At 60.6% G+C, this 15,907-nt stretch carries 17 protein-coding genes; 6 read left to right on the forward strand and 11 right to left on the reverse strand.

What is annotated here, in order from left to right; translation table 11 throughout:
• Window positions 1-39: 39 nt before the first annotated feature.
• Window positions 40-480, reverse strand: a complete 441-nt coding sequence (locus LVW35_RS27260; RefSeq protein ID WP_233892817.1) for a DUF4399 domain-containing protein — start codon at window positions 478-480, stop codon at window positions 40-42.
• A gap of 134 nt (window positions 481-614) precedes the next feature.
• Here LVW35_RS27260 and LVW35_RS27265 point away from each other — a divergent pair, with 134 nt between their 5' ends.
• Complete coding sequence (locus LVW35_RS27265; protein WP_233892818.1) at window positions 615-1,106, forward strand: transporter substrate-binding domain-containing protein; 492 nt, start codon at window positions 615-617, stop codon at window positions 1,104-1,106.
• On the opposite strand, the gene LVW35_RS27270 is transcribed toward LVW35_RS27265, so the two are convergent.
• Together LVW35_RS27270 and LVW35_RS27275 are read right to left on the reverse strand one after the other, a co-directional pair.
• Entirely contained in the window at window positions 1,107-1,589 is a 483-nt protein-coding gene (locus tag LVW35_RS27270; protein ID WP_233892819.1) for a DUF523 domain-containing protein, read from the reverse strand.
• A gap of 2 nt (window positions 1,590-1,591) precedes the next feature.
• Complete coding sequence (locus LVW35_RS27275; RefSeq protein ID WP_233892820.1) at window positions 1,592-2,224, reverse strand: 2OG-Fe(II) oxygenase; 633 nt, start codon at window positions 2,222-2,224, stop codon at window positions 1,592-1,594.
• A gap of 131 nt (window positions 2,225-2,355) precedes the next feature.
• On the opposite strand from LVW35_RS27275, the gene LVW35_RS27280 reads away from it, so the two are divergent.
• A complete protein-coding gene (locus LVW35_RS27280) occupies window positions 2,356-3,108 on the forward strand; it encodes a DUF2059 domain-containing protein (RefSeq protein WP_233892821.1) in 753 nt (250 codons plus the stop codon).
• A gap of 16 nt (window positions 3,109-3,124) precedes the next feature.
• Here the strand turns inward: LVW35_RS27280 and LVW35_RS27285 are convergent, their stop codons facing one another.
• The gene (locus LVW35_RS27285; protein ID WP_233892822.1) at window positions 3,125-4,048 is read right to left on the reverse strand and encodes an alpha/beta hydrolase; all 924 of its coding nucleotides are present in this window, start codon (window positions 4,046-4,048) and stop codon (window positions 3,125-3,127) included.
• Window positions 4,049-4,147: 99 nt separating this feature from the next.
• On the opposite strand from LVW35_RS27285, the gene LVW35_RS27290 reads away from it, so the two are divergent.
• Together LVW35_RS27290 and LVW35_RS27295 are read left to right on the forward strand one after the other, a co-directional pair.
• A complete protein-coding gene (locus LVW35_RS27290) occupies window positions 4,148-4,723 on the forward strand; it encodes a DUF6436 domain-containing protein (protein ID WP_233892823.1) in 576 nt (191 codons plus the stop codon).
• A gap of 31 nt (window positions 4,724-4,754) precedes the next feature.
• The gene (locus LVW35_RS27295) at window positions 4,755-7,109 is read left to right on the forward strand and encodes a penicillin acylase family protein (protein ID WP_233892825.1); all 2,355 of its coding nucleotides are present in this window, start codon (window positions 4,755-4,757) and stop codon (window positions 7,107-7,109) included.
• On the opposite strand, the gene LVW35_RS27300 is transcribed toward LVW35_RS27295, so the two are convergent.
• Window positions 7,095-8,003: an AraC family transcriptional regulator gene (locus LVW35_RS27300; protein WP_233892826.1), complete on the reverse strand. Its 909-nt coding sequence runs from the start codon at window positions 8,001-8,003 to the stop codon at window positions 7,095-7,097. The genes LVW35_RS27295 and LVW35_RS27300 overlap by 15 nt on opposite strands.
• A 103-nt stretch (window positions 8,004-8,106) precedes the next feature.
• Here LVW35_RS27300 and LVW35_RS27305 point away from each other — a divergent pair, with 103 nt between their 5' ends.
• The gene (locus tag LVW35_RS27305; protein ID WP_016973032.1) at window positions 8,107-8,460 is read left to right on the forward strand and encodes a carboxymuconolactone decarboxylase family protein; all 354 of its coding nucleotides are present in this window, start codon (window positions 8,107-8,109) and stop codon (window positions 8,458-8,460) included.
• Here LVW35_RS27305 and LVW35_RS27310 read toward each other — a convergent pair.
• Window positions 8,438-9,403 (reverse strand): GlxA family transcriptional regulator, encoded by a 966-nt coding sequence (locus tag LVW35_RS27310; RefSeq protein WP_233892827.1) that lies wholly within the window; start codon window positions 9,401-9,403, stop codon window positions 8,438-8,440. The genes LVW35_RS27305 and LVW35_RS27310 overlap by 23 nt on opposite strands.
• Before the next feature lie 283 nt (window positions 9,404-9,686).
• On the opposite strand from LVW35_RS27310, the gene LVW35_RS27315 reads away from it, so the two are divergent.
• Window positions 9,687-10,328: an HD domain-containing protein gene (locus tag LVW35_RS27315; protein ID WP_233892828.1), complete on the forward strand. Its 642-nt coding sequence runs from the start codon at window positions 9,687-9,689 to the stop codon at window positions 10,326-10,328.
• A 70-nt stretch (window positions 10,329-10,398) separates the two neighbouring features.
• Here the strand turns inward: LVW35_RS27315 and LVW35_RS27320 are convergent, their stop codons facing one another.
• The 5 genes from LVW35_RS27320 to LVW35_RS27340 form a co-directional block, all read right to left on the reverse strand.
• Window positions 10,399-11,283, reverse strand: coding sequence for an ABC transporter permease subunit (locus LVW35_RS27320; protein WP_010207334.1), 885 nt, complete (start codon window positions 11,281-11,283; stop codon window positions 10,399-10,401).
• Window positions 11,280-12,200, reverse strand: a complete 921-nt coding sequence (locus tag LVW35_RS27325) for an ABC transporter permease subunit (protein WP_442799566.1) — start codon at window positions 12,198-12,200, stop codon at window positions 11,280-11,282. Before LVW35_RS27325 ends, LVW35_RS27320 begins: the two co-directional genes overlap by 4 nt.
• On the reverse strand, window positions 12,197-13,339 hold the full coding sequence (locus LVW35_RS27330) for an ABC transporter ATP-binding protein (protein ID WP_003176776.1): 1,143 nt from the start codon (window positions 13,337-13,339) through the stop codon (window positions 12,197-12,199). Before LVW35_RS27330 ends, LVW35_RS27325 begins: the two co-directional genes overlap by 4 nt.
• A gap of 67 nt (window positions 13,340-13,406) precedes the next feature.
• Window positions 13,407-14,501 (reverse strand): polyamine ABC transporter substrate-binding protein, encoded by a 1,095-nt coding sequence (locus tag LVW35_RS27335; RefSeq protein WP_233892829.1) that lies wholly within the window; start codon window positions 14,499-14,501, stop codon window positions 13,407-13,409.
• Between the two features lie 151 nt (window positions 14,502-14,652).
• Window positions 14,653-15,747 carry a polyamine ABC transporter substrate-binding protein gene (locus LVW35_RS27340; RefSeq protein WP_326489612.1) on the reverse strand — a complete coding sequence of 365 codons (1,095 nt, stop codon included), beginning with the start codon at window positions 15,745-15,747 and terminating at the stop codon, window positions 14,653-14,655.
• Window positions 15,748-15,907: the final 160 nt, after the last annotated feature.

Below are 15,907 nucleotides of genomic sequence, written 5' to 3' on the forward strand. Positions count from 1 at the left end.
CAATAAAAAACGGGAGCCCCGCAAGGGACTCCCGTTTTTTTATTTCACGTTAATCGTAATTACTTTCGAGGCTACCGTCGGGTTGAACTGCATGTGCAGTTTGTCGCCGGCCACCAGCTGCAAGGTGTGTTTGCCTGGGGTGAGGGTCAGTTCGGTTTCGGTCTGGGCCTTGCCGTAGTGGATCACGGTGTCGGTGGCCGGGATCGGCACGCCGGCGTCAGGCAGTGCTTTCTGGTCGACCAACAGGTGGTGGTGGCCGGTGCCGGGCTCCTGGTCGGTGGCGGGGGCCAGTTTCAAGCCTTCCATGCCGAATTTGACGGTGAAGGTCTTGTCGACGGTGGCACCGTCTTTGGGCGACACGATGAATACTTTGGCACCTTCAGGTGGCGCGCTGCGCGGGATGCCGTCGGCGGCGGTGGCCAGCATGGAAGCACCCAGCAGCAGGGAGGCCAGGGTGGCACGGGACAAAAGGGCTTTCATTCGCTTCTCCAGTTTTTCTGTGAAATCTGTAGGGTTATGACAACTTCGCGACAAATTGCTGTCCAAGGCACTCAACACCATAGCAAAGCGATGCTGAACGGCGCCTCGCACATTAAAAATCTCTAGGAGTGACCATGCGCTTTTCGCCTGGCCTGTTACTGCTGATTCCCCTTCTGAGCCCCTTGGCGCATGCCGAACTGGTCGATGATGTATTCGACCGTGGCGAACTGCGCATCGCCCTTGAAGCCAACATCCCGCCGTTCAACTTCAAGGAAGGCGACAAACTCACCGGCTTCGAAGTGGAACTGGGCGAGCAACTGGCCAAGGAGATGGACGTGCGTCCCTCGTTCATCACCACCGATGACACTGACCTGCTGCCAGGCGTGGAAACCGGCAAGTACGACGTGGCCATCAACCATATCGCTATGACTGCCGCGCTGCAGGATCGTTTCGATTTCAGTGAGCCTTACAACGAGAAGCCAGAGTTGGCGATCCCGTTCCAGAAAGGTAATCCAGCGTTCAAGGCGAGCTTGGACAAGGCATTGCAGCGGGTTAAGGCGGATGGCCGATTGAAGGCGCTGGCTCAGAAGTGGTTGGAAAACGAGCCGGTGGCCAAGGCTCAATAATCAGCGATGAGCCAGGGCGGCGGCGACTTCGGGCAATTGCAGTTCATTGAATACCTCAACGCCATGCTGCTTCAACAGCGCAGCCGTGACGCCTTCGCCGCTCACTTTCACACCCGAGAACGTGCCGTCATAGGTGAGCAGATTGCCGCACGACGGGCTATTGGCCTTGAGCACGGCGATGCGGATGGTGTGGCGCTGCACCAGCGCCAAGGCCTGGCGGGCGCCGTCGAGAAAGGCGGCGCTGAAATCTTCGCCCTCGGCTGTCAGCACCTGGGCACGGCCCTCCCATACCGCCACACCTTGTCCGCCGGGTATCTCGGCGGGCGGGCGCGGTGTCGGCAAACCACCCGACACTTCCGGGCAGATCGCAACCACACGCCCTTCGGCCTGCCACACCGCCAGCAGGTCGAACGGCCCGCTGGCCCCGCCGTCGTAGCGCACCTTGTGCCCTAGCAGGCAACGGCTGATCAGTATCTTTTCCATGCTCAGAACGGCTCGTTGCCCCGCCGGCGAAACCAGCCGGTGAGGGACAGGCGTTCGCGCGTGGCGGGCATGACTTCGTGGGGCACTTCGCCCGACAGGAACACCACCAGGCAACCGCCTGTGGGTGCCACATCGTATTCGACGCCGTCCTTGAGGTACATGCGCAACTGGCCGCCCTGTTCGGGCAGCCAGGCATCGTTCAAGTAGATCACCGCCGACACCATGCGCCGGTCGTCGTCGCGGAAACGGTCCAGGTGCTTGAGGTAGAACGCCCCCGGCGGATACATCGCGAAGTGGCTTTCGAAATCTTCCAGGCCGAGGAACAGGCCACGGTTCATCGCCAGGCGCAGGCTATCCATCAGCGCCATATACGTGTCGCAGACCGCCGCATCGCCCGCTTCCAGCCACTGGATATGGTCACCGCGAATACCTTCGCGAACCTCCTGGGACGGGCCGCGCCCCACCGCTGCCGGAGCCAGTTCACCCTCAGCCGCACGTTTACGGCACTCAGCCGCCAGTTCCAGGGTCAGAGCCTGGGGCAGGAAGCTGTCTTGCCGGGACCAGCCCTTTTCGGCCAGGTCGTCGACAATACGTTGCAGCAAGGGGTGATCGAGGGGTATTTGCATGGCGCGCATAGTATCCATACGCCTGTAAATCGGACAGAGCCGTCGAGCGTCTGAATACACTTTAGTCAGGTGACTGATAGGACTTCTCGACAAATCCCACGCCCGACACGGACAATAGTGGCCGACTGACAGGAGTCCATATGCGTCGTTTGTTTTTTTCCTTGCTGATGTTCTGCGTTTTGCCCGCCTGGGCAGACGGCCATGACCAGTTGTACAAGGTCGCCGGCTGGGCCGAGCAACGTGCGCATTTCAATGACGCCCTCAGTGCTGCCCAGCAACGCTACCGCAATAGCCTCCCGCCGGCGGTGTACCAGGCGTTGGTGGACAACAGCAATAAACGTTTTGCCGCCCAGGCCGTGGACCAGCGTGCCGAAGCGCAATTGCGCAAAAACCTCGCAGACCCCAAACCTGCCCTGGCGTTTTTCCAATCGCCCCTGGGCCGCAAGATTGTTGCCGCCGAACTGCTTGCCACGCGCCGCGATCAATTGGCGAAAAACGCCCAAGGCCTGCCGAAGATCGAAGCCGACGCCACCCGCAGCCTGATCATCGGCCACCTGGCCCAAGCGCTGCCGGCGCGTGAAGCCGGCGCGGAAGTCAGCCTGGCGATTGCCGGCGTGGCGGCCGATAGCCTGAGCCAGATGATTCCCGGCCTGCTGGGCGGCGGACAAGCCCAGGGTATGTTGAACGGACAGCGCGAGCGGCTGATGCAGCAGATCGACAAGGACCTGAACAACACGCTGCTGTACGTCTATCGGGATTTGTCCGACCCGGAGCTGGAAGAGTTCGCGACATTTGCCGAGTCACCGGAAGGTAAGGCGTATTACCAGGCGGCACTCGCAGCCATTCGCGCCGGACTGGCAGTCGGCCAGAGCACCTCAAGCCTGGCGCAGTAACAACTGTGAGAGCGTGTTACTTCAGGTGATCCGTCAAGTATTTGAAGTACTCATCACGAATCTCCGGGATCTCATTGGCCAGATGATGCCTGCCACGCGGCAGCATCAATACCTCGGGTTGGTCGAACTTGCCGCGCAACACGTGCAGGTTGTGCTGCCAATCCACCGTCATGTCTTCCTCACCCTGCACGATCACCGGCCGCCGCGTACTGCGCGGTGCGGCTTCGATGCGTTTGATCCAGCGCGCCAAGGCGCCTACCCAGGCAGTCGGCAGTTGACGCGGCTGCAGCGGGTCGGCTTCCAGGAACGGCTTGAACGCCGGATCGTGGGTGTTCTCGCTGAACCGCCGCGCAATGCCTTTGACGAACGGACGCAGCAGGTAGTAGCTGACCTGCGACCACCCCCAGGCACGCGGCCGCACCAGAGGTGACAGCAGGAAGGTCCTGCCTTGGGCGGGGCTATCGGCGCCATGGTTGAGCAGGTGATCCACCACCACCGCCCCGCCGGTGCTTTGCCCGAACAGGTGCCAGGGTTGCGGTAGTTGCAGTGCTTGCGCCTGGGCAAACAGCGCTTTCACCACCTGTTGATACGCCGCAAAATCATCGATGCTGGCGCGTGCGCCGCTGGACAGGCCGTGCCCCGGCAAATCGCAGGCGATCACCACGAAGCCCTGGTCCAGCGCCCACTTCACCACATGGCCATACAACCCCATGTGATCGTAGAAGCCGTGGAACATGAACATCGTCGCCACCGGCGTGAGCGGCCACCACACTTGCGCCACCACCTCGAACCCCTCCACCTCGAAGCGCCCCAGGCGGCTCACGGCCTGGTCCAGCCCATAGAAACGCTGGTATACCCGCGCCTCGGCTGAAAGCGGTTGCGCATCCACTAGGGGTCGCAAGCTTTCGCGCAGATGATCGGGGTCAAAGGTAACGGGCATAAAGGCTTCCAGACTTGCGGCAAAGATGAATATCGAGCTGCGATATTCATCTGTCAGGACAAGCATGGCAAGCTACGCGACCTCTGAGGATACATCTGAATGAGACAGCCCTACCGTACCGCCTCTTTCGCCGGCCTGATCCTGGTTATCTGCGTCGGCGTGCTGTGGGCGGCGTATGACTGGTTTCAGGGCCGCTACTTGCGTGCCTTCAGTGAGCACACGGCGGTGTTTTCCGGCGACCCCTTGAAGCTGCCTGCCGACCTCGCCGGTCCCGGCCCGATCCGCCTGGTGCACTTCTGGGACCCGGCCTGCCCGTGCAACGTCGGTAATCAGCAGCACCTGGGCGAATTGATCGAGCAGTACGGGCCCCAAGGCGTCGAGTTCTACGCCCTGCAAAAACCCGGCAGCCACGGCCAATTGCCCGACAACCTGCGCACGATGAAACCCCTCACCGCCCTGCCCGGCGCTGAGCAGGTGCCGGCCAGCCCTGCCGTGGGTATCTGGGATCGCAGCGGCAAGCTTGCGTATTTCGGCCCCTACAGCGAAGGCCTCACGTGCAATTCCAGCAACAGTTTTATTGAGCCGATCTTGAAGGCCCTGGAAGCGGGACGCGAGGTGAATGCCACGCACACCTTGGCGGTGGGCTGCTATTGTTCATGGCCAAAAGGCTCGTAACTCGCCACCCCACCCTTGGTAAGGAATGTTCATGAAGCGCGTCTTGCGGGTTTTCGCGGTTCTTATCGTGCTGGTCGCCCTCGGCGCCGGTTGGTACGTGTACAGCAAGCAACCCACCCGCCAGGGCACGGTTGAACTGGCCCATCTGCAGGGCTCGGTCACTGTGCGTTACGACGACCGTGGCGTACCGCACATTCGCGCCGAGAACGAGACCGACCTTTACCGCGCCCTCGGCTACGTGCACGCCCAGGACCGCCTGTTCCAGATGGAGATCATGCGGCGCCTGGCTCGAGGCGAGCTGGCCGAGGTGCTGGGGCCCAAGGTGCTGGAGACCGACAAGCTGTTCCGCAGCCTGCGCATTCGCGACCGCGCGGCCACCTATGTGGCGCAACTGGACCATGAGTCAGCGCACTGGAAGGCCCTGCAAGCCTATCTGGACGGGATCAACCAGTATCAGGACAGCCACGCCAGCCCGATGGAGTTCGACGTGCTGGGCATCCCCAAGCGGCCGTTTACCGCCGAGGACACCATCAGCGTCGCCGGGTATATGGCCTATAGCTTTGCTGCCGCGTTTCGTACTGAGCCTTTGCTGACTTACGTACGCGACCAACTGGGCAGCGACTACCTGAAAGTCTTCGACCTGGACTGGCAACCCAAAGGCGCCCTCAACCTCGCCACCAGCGATTGGCAGACCCTCGGCGCCCTCGCCTCCTTGAGCGAACAGGCCCTGGCCGATAACGGCCTGCCGCAGTTCGAAGGCAGCAACGCCTGGGCCATCAGCGGTAACCGCACCAAGAGCGGCAAACCGTTGCTGGCCGGTGATCCACACATCCGTTTCTCGGTGCCGTCGGTGTGGTACGAGGCACAGCTGTCAGCACCGGGGTTCGAGTTGTATGGCTACCACAACGCACTGGTGCCGGTGGCATTCCTGGGGCACAACCTGGATTTTGGCTGGAGCCTGACCATGTTCCAGAACGATGACCTCGACCTCATCGCCGAGAAGGTCAACCCAGACAACGCCAATCAGGTCTGGTACCACGACCAATGGGTCGACATGACCAGCACCGAGCAGCAGATTGCGGTGAAGGGCCAGGCGCCAGTGACGTTGACGCTGCGCCAATCCCCGCACGGCCCGATCATCAATGACGTGCTGGGCGAAAACGCCGGCAAAACGCCGATTGCCATGTGGTGGGCGTTCCTCGATACCCAGAACCCGATCCTTGAAGGGTTCTACCAGCTCAACCGCGCCGACACGCTGGTCAAGGCCCGTGCGGCGGCGGCCAAGGTATCCGCGCCAGGCCTTAACATCGTGTGGGCTAATGCCAAGGGCGATATCGGCTGGTGGGCGGCAGCGCAATTGCCTATTCGGCCGGCTGGGGTCAATGCCGGGTTTATTCTCGACGGCAGCACCGCCCAGGCCGACAAGCTTGGCTTCTATCCTTTCAGCGCCAACCCTCAGGAAGAAAACCCGGTGCGCGGTTACGTGGTGTCGGCCAATGCCCAGCCGGTCTCGCCGACCGGCATGGAGATTCCCGGTTACTACAACCTGGCTGATCGTGGGCAACAGTTGAACGCGCAACTGAGCGACAAGAACGTGAAGTGGGATGTGAACAACAGCCAGGCCTTGCAGCTTGGCACCACCACCGCCTTCGGCCCACGCTTGCTGGCGCCGCTGTTGCCGGTGCTGCGCGAAGTGGTCAAAGATCCCGCGCAATTGAAACTGGTGGAGCAGCTTGCAAGCTGGAAGGGTGACTACCCGCTGGACTCGACCAGCGCCACGCTGTTCAACCAGTTCCTGTTCAACCTGGCTGACGCCGCCTTCCACCCGAAACTTGGCGACAACCTGTTCAAGACCCTGCTCGGCACCCGCGTGATCGACGCCGCGCTGCCACGCCTGGCCGCCACGCCGGATTCGCCGTGGTGGGACGGTAAGCGCGCTGACACCGTCAAGCTCGCCTGGGACAACAGCCTCGCGCATCTGAAGGCCGCGTTCGGCGATGACCCAAGTCAATGGCAGTGGGGCAAGGCCCATACCCTGACCCACAGCCACCCACTGGGCTCGCAGAAACCTTTGGACCTGATCGTCAATGTCGGCCCGTTCCCAGCGCCGGGCACCCACGAAGTACCAAACAACCAGTCAGCCAATATCGGACCGGCACCGTGGCCCGTTACCTATGGGCCTTCGACCCGTCGTCTGATCGACTTCGCCGACGCGGCCCACGCGTTGACCATCAATCCGGTCGGCCAAAGCGGCGTGCCGTTTGACCGGCATTACGGCGACCAGGCGGAAACCTACATCGAAGGCGGCTACGAACAGGCACATTTCACTGACGAGGAAGTCACCGCCAACACCCGTGACACCCTCAAGTTGCTACCCGCCCGATGACCGCAGGCGCCCCGGCGCCTCGCCATAGGTCTCCTTGAATTTCTTGCTGAACGCTGCCTGGGATTGGTAACCCACCTGGGCCGCGATATCCAACAGGCTCAGGTGCGACTGGCGCAACAGGTTGAAGGCCAGCTCCATGCGCAACTGAGTCAGCAGCCCCCACGGCGACACGCCTGCCACTTTCACGAACGTGCGCATGAAAGTAGCGCGTGACATCGTCGCAGCCGCCGCCAGACTGTCGATGGTCCACTCATGCCCCGGATCGGCCAGCATCGCCTGCCAGGCTTTGCTCAAGCGCTTGTCGGCGAGCAACGCGAAGGTGCCGGCCGCGGGCGCCTGGCGGCTCAGCCAGGTGCGCAGGATCAGCGTGAACAGCGCCGACGACAACGCGTCGATAAAGGAGCGCGCGCCCAATTGCTGGCCGTCCGCTTCACTGCGCAATAACGCGATCAACGCCGCCAGTTGCCCGTCGCCCTGCCACTCGCGGCTGGACACCACCAGGTACTCCGGCAACGCGCCGAGCAACAATGACTGGCGGTTGTAGTGGAAACTGCCACAGAGCATGTCCAGGTCCGGTCGATCACTGCCCAAGCGATGTACCTTGAGTACGCCGCCTTCAATCACCTGGGGTTGTATTGGCTGAATCCGGGCGCCCTGGCTGCGCAACAAGTGCGTGGCACCGCCAGGCATCAGCAGGATGTCGCCCTCCCCCAGCGTCACTTGCTGGCCGCCCGACAACTCGGCACGACAGATGCCGCTGAGCACGATGTGGTAAGGCGCCACACCGAGGCTTTCCGGCGCGTGGTCCAGCGCCCATTCTCCTTGGAACTGACACCGTAAATCCAGACTGCCGCGCAGGTTGGCCAGCGCGATGAGTGTGTCGATCGAGTTCATTTGCGAGCATCGGTCAAAAAGATGAGCGGATTGAACAATAACGCCGCCCCAGAACGGAAGAGACTGGTTCTACACCAACCAAACCTGTTCAGGAGTTACCGCAATGTTCAATAACTGGTCCGACTTGCTGCCTACCGTGAAGAAAGCCTTTGGCGCGCTGGGCAAGAGCAACCCGAAGATGGTCAAAGCCTACATGGCGCTGGGCGAGGCTGCCGAAGAAAACAACGTGCTCGACGCCAAGACCCGTGAACTGATCTCCATCGCCGTGGCCATCACCACGCGCTGCGATGGCTGCATCGGCGTGCATGCCGACGCGGCGATCAAGGCCGGCGCCACCCGTGAAGAAGTCGCCGCGACACTGGCCACCGCCATCTCGCTGAATGCGGGCGCGGCGTACATCTACTCGCTGCGCGCGCTGGAAGCCTACGACACCCTCAAACCGGCGCCGCAAAGTTAAGCCGGAACTGTTGCGGCGTCACGCCCAGCCGGCGGTTGAATACACTGCGCATGTGCTGGGCGTCGCGAAAACCGCATTGATAGGCGACGGTCTTGAGCGGCGCAAGGCTGCTTTCGAGCATCACCCGCGCCGCGTCTACCCGTGCCCGCTCGACAAACTCCGCCGGCGTGATCCGCGCTTCACGGGCAAACACCCGAGAGAAATTGCGCGCGCTCATATTGGCCGCCCTGGCCAGGTCGGCAATGGTCAAATCCCCGGTGAGGTTCGCCAACACGTAAAGCTGCACCAGCGCCACTGCCGAGGTGTTTTCGGCGTGCGGTGTGAGAAACGGGCTGAACTGCGACTGCCCGCCTGAGCGCTGGGTGAACACCACCAAGCGCTTGGCCACGCTCAACGCGACTTCCGGGCCGTGATCCTGGGCCAGCAAATACAGTGACAGATCAATGCCCGCCGTGACCCCGGCCGAGGTGTAGAGGTTGCCGTCCTGCACATAGAGGCGGTCGGCTTCTACTTGGGCCGTGGGGCACAGCCGCGCCAGATCCGCCGCGTCATTCCAGTGGGTGGTGACGGTTTTGCCAGCCAACAGCCCGGCGCGCGCCAGCATGAAGGCACCGTTGCAGATCGAGCCGAAACGTTGCGCACGGGCAGTGGCGCCGCGCAGCCAGTCATCAAATTCGGCGCCGAAGTCTTCAAAGGGCAACTGGGGGCCGCCGGCGACCAACAGCAGGTCGTAGGGCTGAAGCGCTTCGCTGTAGTGCCGGTGAGCCTGCAATGAAAGGCCATTGGAAGCCGCCATGCTGCCGTGGCCGAAGCCGATCACCTCCAATTGGTAATGGTCTTGCGGCGGCAAAAAGCGGTTGGCTTCGCAGAACACATCCATGGGGCCGGTCACGTCCAGTGACTGGACGCCGGGAAAGATCAGGATGGCGACGGTTTTGCCCATGAATGGTTAGCCTTGGTTAACTGAATGAACACACCCCTGTGGGAGCGGGCTTGCTCGCGAATGCGGTGGATCAGTCGGCACATGTATTAACCGACATACCGCTTTCGCGGGCAAGCCCATTCCCACACTTGATCCTCTCAGGCTTCAAGAGATTATTCCGGCTGGCACGATGTGACGGCACATTGGCCGGGATCGCTCCCTCGCCGCCATAGCTCCTTCGCGAGCGCGCGACCAGACTGGACTCATCGGCGCCACCCACGGCGCTTTGTTGAGGAGAACGACCATGAGCACCACCATCGCCGGCATCCAGATCCCGGACAGCGCCCTGGCCAAGGCCACCACCGAATACATCCGCGACGTCGAATCCGACCTGCTCTACCACCACTCCCGCCGGGTGTTTCTGTTTGGCGCCTTGAGCGGCGAACGCAAGCAACTCGCGTACAACCCGGAATTGCTCTACGTCGGCGCGATGTTCCATGACCTGGGCCTGGTCGAAGGCCATCGCAGTGACAACGAGCGCTTTGAAGTGGACGGTGCCAACGCGGCTGCCGCCTTCCTCAAGCCTTACGGGCTGAGCGATGACGATATCGAACAGGTGTGGCTGTCCATCGCCCTGCACACCACACCGGGCGTGCCGCAGCATCTGCGCCCGACCGTGGCGCTGGTGACGGCCGGTGTGGAGATGGACGTGCTGGGCATGGACTACGCTGCGTTTTCCACCGTGCAGCGCGAAGCCGTGGTGCATGCGCATCCACGGGGTGAAGGGTTCAAGGAATGCATCATCTGCGCGTTTGCCGACGGCTTGCGCCATCGTCCGCAGACCACGTTTGGCAACGTGAAGACGGATGTGCTGGTGGATCAGGAGCCGGGGTTCAAGCCGATGAATTTTGTGGAGGTGATTCGCAAGTCTCCCTGGACTGCATAGTTGACCTGAAATGCAATCAACTGTGGGAGCGGGCTTGCCTGCTCCCACATTTTTTACCGCGTTCCGTCAGTTAGACCGGTGCAGGTGCCCGACGCTTGTCCGGCTGTTTCCAGCCATCCGCCGCTGCTTCTTCGATGGCCTGCTGAATGGCTTTCTTGCGGTGCTCTTCGGCACGACGGCTGAAGAACCACACCAGGAAAGTCACCAGCGACACCGCCAACAGGATCAGGCTGGCCACGGCGTTGATCTCGGGTTTAACCCCAAGGCGCACCGCCGAGAACACTTCCATCGGCAAGGTGGTCGAACCCGGCCCCGACACGAAGCTGGCCAATACCAAGTCATCCAGCGACAGCGCAAACGACATCATGCCGCCCGCCGCCAACGACGGCGCGATCATCGGGATGGTGATCAGAAAGAACACCTTCCACGGGCGCGCGCCCAAGTCCATCGCCGCTTCTTCGATCGACAGGTCCAGCTCACGCAGGCGCGCCGACACCACCACCGCCACATACGCCGCACAGAACGTGGTGTGGGCGATCCAGATGGTGACGATGCCGCGTTCCTGGGGCCAGCCGATCATCTGCGCCATGGCCACGAACAGCAGCAACAGCGACAGACCGGTGATCACTTCCGGCATCACCAACGGCGCCGTCACCAGGCCGCCGAACAGGGTGCGGCCCTTGAACTGGCTGATACGGGTCAGCACAAACGCCGCCAATGTACCCAATGCCACCGCGGCCACCGCCGTGTAGCAGGCGATTTCCAGGGAGCGCGCCACCGAGCCCATCAACTGGGTGTTGTCCAGCAGGCCCACGTACCACTTGATCGACCAACCGCCCCATACCGTCACCAGTTTGGATTCGTTGAACGAGTAGATCACCAGGATCAGCATCGGCAGGTAGATGAACAATAACCCCGCCACCAGCATGAAACTCGAGAAACTGAAGCGCTTCATATCTTGCCCTCCATCTCTTTGGCTTGGCTGCGGTTGAACAGGATGATCGGCACGATCAGGATCGCCAGCATCACCACCGCCAAGGCAGAAGCCACCGGCCAGTCACGGTTGTTGAAGAACTCTTGCCACAACACTTTACCGATCATCAGGGTTTCCGGTCCGCCCAGCAGTTCCGGGATGACGAACTCGCCGACCACTGGGATGAACACCAGCATGCAGCCGGCGATGATGCCGTTCTTCGACAGCGGCACAGTGATCTTCCAGAAGCTGTTGAAGGTGCTCGAACCCAAGTCCGATGCGGCTTCCAGCAGGCTCTGATCGTGCTTCACCAGGTTGGCGTACAACGGCAGGATCATGAACGGCAGGTACGAATAGACCACGCCGATATACACCGCGATGTTGGTGTTGAGGATCTGCAGCGGTTCGTTGATCAGTCCCATGGACATCAGGAAGCCATTGAGCAAACCGTTGTTGCTGAGAATGCCCATCCACGCATACACGCGGATCAGGATCGCGGTCCAGGTCGGCATCATGATCAACAGCACCAGCACGGTCTGCATCTCTTTGCGCGCGGTGGCAATGGCATAGGCCATCGGATACCCGATCAGCAGGCACAGCAGCGTGCTGAAGAACGCCATCTTGAGCGAGCCCAGGTACGCAGAGATATACAGCTCATCGCCGGCCAGCAACTGGTAGTTGGCCAGATTCAGCACCAGTTGCAGCTTCTGCTCAACGTAGGTGTAGATCTCGGTGTAGGGCGGAATCGCTACATCGGCTTCGGCAAAGCTGATCTTCAATACAATGAAAAACGGCAGTGCGAAAAACAGGAACAGCCACAGGAAGGGAATCCCGATGACCACCTGCTTGCCATTGGGGATTATGCGATCCAAGCGCCGCTTGAACTTCTTCATATTCATGAGCGAAGTACCACGCCGCTGTCGTCTTCCCACCATACGTAGACCTGGTCACCCCAAGTCGGACGCTGACCACGGCGCTCGGCGTTGGCCACGAAGGACTGCACCAGCTTGCCGCTCGGCAACTCCACGTAGAACACCGAGTGGCCGCCCAGGTAGGCAATATCGTGTACCTTGCCGCTGGACCAGTTGTGCTCGCAGGTCGGCATTTCGGTGGTGACCAGCAGTTTTTCCGGGCGGATCGCGTAGGTCACCGACTTGTCTTCCACGGCGGTAGCGATGCCGTAGCCCACGTAGATGTCGCGATCCAGGTCCGGGCACTTGAGCACTGCGTGACCTTCGGCGTCATCGACCACTTGGGTGTCGAAGATGTTGACGTTGCCGATGAACTCACACACCAGGCGGCTGGTAGGCGTTTCGTAGATGTCGATCGGGCTGCCGATCTGGGCGATCCAGCCCAGGTGCATGATTGCGATGCGCTCGGCCATGGTCATGGCCTCTTCCTGGTCGTGGGTCACCATCACGCAGGTCACACCGACGCGCTCGATGATTTCCACCAGTTCCAGCTGCATCTGCGAACGCAGCTTCTTGTCGAGAGCGCCCATCGGCTCATCGAGCAACAGCAGTTTCGGGCGCTTGGCCAGGGAGCGGGCCAGGGCCACACGCTGACGCTGGCCGCCGGACAACTGATGCGGCTTGCGCTTGGCGTACTGGCTCATCTGCACCAGCTTGAGCATCTCCGCGACACGGGCGTCGACTTCAGCCTTGGGGATCTTGTCCTGTTGCAGGCCGAAGGCAATGTTCTGCGCCACAGTCATGTGCGGGAACAAGGCGTAGGACTGGAACATCATGTTGATCGGCCGCTCGTAGGGCGGCATGTCGGTGATGTCCACACCGTCGAGGTAGATGCGGCCCTCGGTCGGGCGCTCGAAACCTGCGAGCATGCGCAGCAAGGTGGACTTGCCCGAACCCGAACCGCCGAGCAGGGCGAAGATCTCGCCTTTCTTGATTTCCAGGGACACATCGTCCACGGCAATCGTCTCGTCGAACTTCTTCGTGACCCGGTCGATTTTGACCAGCACCTTCTTCGGTGTCTGGTCCCCTTCGAGGGCTTTCTTATAGGCGCCGGAGGCAACTGCCATTTACGAAACTCCCAGAAAAAAAAGAGTGCAGAACGTCCAATACGGACGAACCTTGATAGGTTGAGCCTTACTTGCCCGTCTTGACCTTGGTCCAGCTACGGGTCATCAAACGTTGCACTTTCGGGGGTAGCTCGAAATTGACAAAGGTCCTGTCGAGTACCGCCTGCGGTGGGTAAACCGCTTCGTCCGTGCGTATCGATTGCTCCATCAGCTTGTCCGCCCCTGGGTTAGGGTTGGCGTAACCGACGTAATCACTGACCTGGGCAATCACCTCAGGTTGCAGCAAATAGTTGATGAAGGCGTGGGCCTCTTTGACGTTGGTGGCATCCTTGGGGATAGCCAGCACGTCGAACCACAGGTTGCCGCCTTCTTTCGGAATCGTGTAGGCGATGTTCACGCCTTTGCCTGCCTCGGCCGCGCGGGCCTTGGCCTGGAACACATCGCCGGAGAAACCTGCGGCCACGCAGATGTTGCCGTTGGCCAGGTCCGAGATGTATTTGGAAGAGTGAAAGTAGGTCACGTACGGCCGCACTTTCAGCAGCTTCTCTTCGGCCTTTTTGTAATCCTCCGGGTTCGTGCTGTTAGGGTTCAGGCCCATGTAGTTGAGCACCGCCGGCAGCATTTCATCCGCCGAGTCCATGAACGACACGCCGCAGGTCGCCAGCTTCTTCATGTTCTCCGGCTCGAACAGCACGGCCCAGGAATCGATATGGTCGACGCCCAGCACTTCCTTCACTTTATCGACGTTGTAGCCGATGCCATTGGTGCCCCACAGGTACGGCACGGCGTACTGGTTACCGGGGTCGTTCTTTTCCAGGCGCTTGAGCAGCGCCGGGTCAAGGTTGGCGTAATTCGTCAGCAGTGACTTGTCGAGCTTCTGGAACGCCCCGGCCTTGATCTGTTTGCCCAGGAAGTGGTTGGACGGCACCACCACGTCGTAGCCGGTACGCCCGGCCAGCAGCTTGCCTTCCAGGGTTTCGTTGGAGTCAAACACGTCATACACGGGCTTGATGCCGCTGGCCTTTTCGAAGTTGGCCAGGGTGTCGGTGCCGATGTAATCCGACCAGTTATAAATATGCACCGTCGGTGCTGCCTGCACGCTCAACGTCAGCGTGATACCTGCACCCACCAGCATGGCTTTGCGAAATAAAGAAATTGGCAAGTGGAGGTCCTCTTAAATAGTTGGGCCCAAAGTTGTTGCCCGGCAACAAAACCGGCGCGCAACTTACCCTCGATAAACCGATCCGGCAAAACTTTCTGTTATTTAATTTGTGAGAGGGGCAGTCAAACTGCCCCTTCACAGGTTTCAGGGCTTACTTACCCGACTTGATCTTGGTCCAGCTACGTGTCATTTCACGCTGGGTCGCAGCCGGCAGGTCGGCAATGGCGTAAAGCTTGGCTTGCACATCCGCTGGCGGGTAGATGCCCGGGTCGCTGGTGATGTCTTTATCCACCAGGGCGGTGGCTTTCTCGTTACCGTTCGGGAAACGCACGCTGTTGGTGATCGACGCCATGACTTCCGGCTTGAGCAGGTAGTTCATGAACTTGTAGGCTGCGTCGACGTTCTCGGCATCCTTAGGGATGGCGACCATGTCGAAGAAGCTGCCAGCACCTTCTTTCGGAATGTCGTAGGCCACCTTGACCTTGCCACCGGCTTCAGCCGCACGGGACTTGGCCTGCTGGATGTCACCCGAGTAACCCACGGCCACGCAGATGTTGCCGTTGGCCAGGTCGGAGATGTACTTGGACGAGTGGAAGTAACCGATCGAAGGGCGGATCTTCAGGAACAGCGCTTCGGCTTGCTTGAGGTCGTCTTTCTTCTGGCTGTCGGTCGGCAGGCCCAGGTAGTGGAGCGCGATCGGCAGCATTTCGGTTGGCGAATCGAGGAAACTCACGCCGCAGCTTTTCAGCTTGGCGATGTTTTCAGGCTTGAGCAGTACGTCCCACGACTCGATCTTGTCCACGCCCAGCGCGGCCTTGACCTTCTCCGGGTTATAGCCGATGCCGATCGAGCCCCACATGTACGGGAAGGCGTGCTTGTTGTCCGGGTCGCTGACCGAAACGGCTTTGAGCAGGGATTTGTTCAGGTTGTCGTAGTTGGACAGCTTGGACTTGTCCAGCTCCTGGTAAACACCGGCCTTGATCTGCTTGGCCAGGAAGTTGTTCGACGGCACAACGATGTCGTAGCCGGACTTGCCTGCCAGCAACTTGGCTTCCAGGGTCTCGTTGCTGTCGAACACGTCGTACACCACTTTGATGCCGGACTCTTTTTCAAAGTTGGCGACGGTGTCCGGTGCAATGTAGTCGGACCAGTTGTAGACGTGCAGCACTTTATCGTCGGCCTGGGCCGCGCCCGCCATTGCGCCCATCAGGGACAAGGCGAGGAGGGTCTTGCCAGCGTTCTTCAAACCTAATGCCTTCATTTGGTGATGCTCCAATTTTTTCTTTTTTGGGCCACAAGCTTCATATGTTTCGAGGCCCAGCCAAAGGGCAACAAAACAGGGCGACAGTCTGGCAAGTTCAAGGGCCGGCTTTCAACCAAAGCCTCATTTATAACTGCGCAAAACG

The sequence above is a fragment of the Pseudomonas sp. HN11 genome, from assembly GCF_021390155.1.
Lineage (GTDB): Bacteria > Pseudomonadota > Gammaproteobacteria > Pseudomonadales > Pseudomonadaceae > Aquipseudomonas.

Coding starts and splice junctions, on each gene's coding strand:
- LVW35_RS27290 (WP_233892823.1), top strand. CDS start 4,148: ATGAGACAGCCCTACCGTACCGCCTCTTTCGCCGGCCTGATCCTGGTT.
- LVW35_RS27320 (WP_010207334.1), bottom strand. CDS start 11,283: ATGAAGCGCTTCAGTTTCTCGAGTTTCATGCTGGTGGCGGGGTTATTG.
- LVW35_RS27325 (WP_442799566.1), bottom strand. CDS start 12,200: ATGAATATGAAGAAGTTCAAGCGGCGCTTGGATCGCATAATCCCCAAT.
- LVW35_RS27300 (WP_233892826.1), bottom strand. CDS start 8,003: ATGAACTCGATCGACACACTCATCGCGCTGGCCAACCTGCGCGGCAGT.
- LVW35_RS27310 (WP_233892827.1), bottom strand. CDS start 9,403: ATGGGCAAAACCGTCGCCATCCTGATCTTTCCCGGCGTCCAGTCACTG.
- LVW35_RS27270 (WP_233892819.1), bottom strand. CDS start 1,589: ATGGAAAAGATACTGATCAGCCGTTGCCTGCTAGGGCACAAGGTGCGC.
- LVW35_RS27280 (WP_233892821.1), top strand. CDS start 2,356: ATGCGTCGTTTGTTTTTTTCCTTGCTGATGTTCTGCGTTTTGCCCGCC.
- LVW35_RS27275 (WP_233892820.1), bottom strand. CDS start 2,224: ATGCGCGCCATGCAAATACCCCTCGATCACCCCTTGCTGCAACGTATT.
- LVW35_RS27295 (WP_233892825.1), top strand. CDS start 4,755: ATGAAGCGCGTCTTGCGGGTTTTCGCGGTTCTTATCGTGCTGGTCGCC.
- LVW35_RS27305 (WP_016973032.1), top strand. CDS start 8,107: ATGTTCAATAACTGGTCCGACTTGCTGCCTACCGTGAAGAAAGCCTTT.
- LVW35_RS27285 (WP_233892822.1), bottom strand. CDS start 4,048: ATGCCCGTTACCTTTGACCCCGATCATCTGCGCGAAAGCTTGCGACCC.
- LVW35_RS27265 (WP_233892818.1), top strand. CDS start 615: ATGCGCTTTTCGCCTGGCCTGTTACTGCTGATTCCCCTTCTGAGCCCC.
- LVW35_RS27330 (WP_003176776.1), bottom strand. CDS start 13,339: ATGGCAGTTGCCTCCGGCGCCTATAAGAAAGCCCTCGAAGGGGACCAG.
- LVW35_RS27260 (WP_233892817.1), bottom strand. CDS start 480: ATGAAAGCCCTTTTGTCCCGTGCCACCCTGGCCTCCCTGCTGCTGGGT.
- LVW35_RS27315 (WP_233892828.1), top strand. CDS start 9,687: ATGAGCACCACCATCGCCGGCATCCAGATCCCGGACAGCGCCCTGGCC.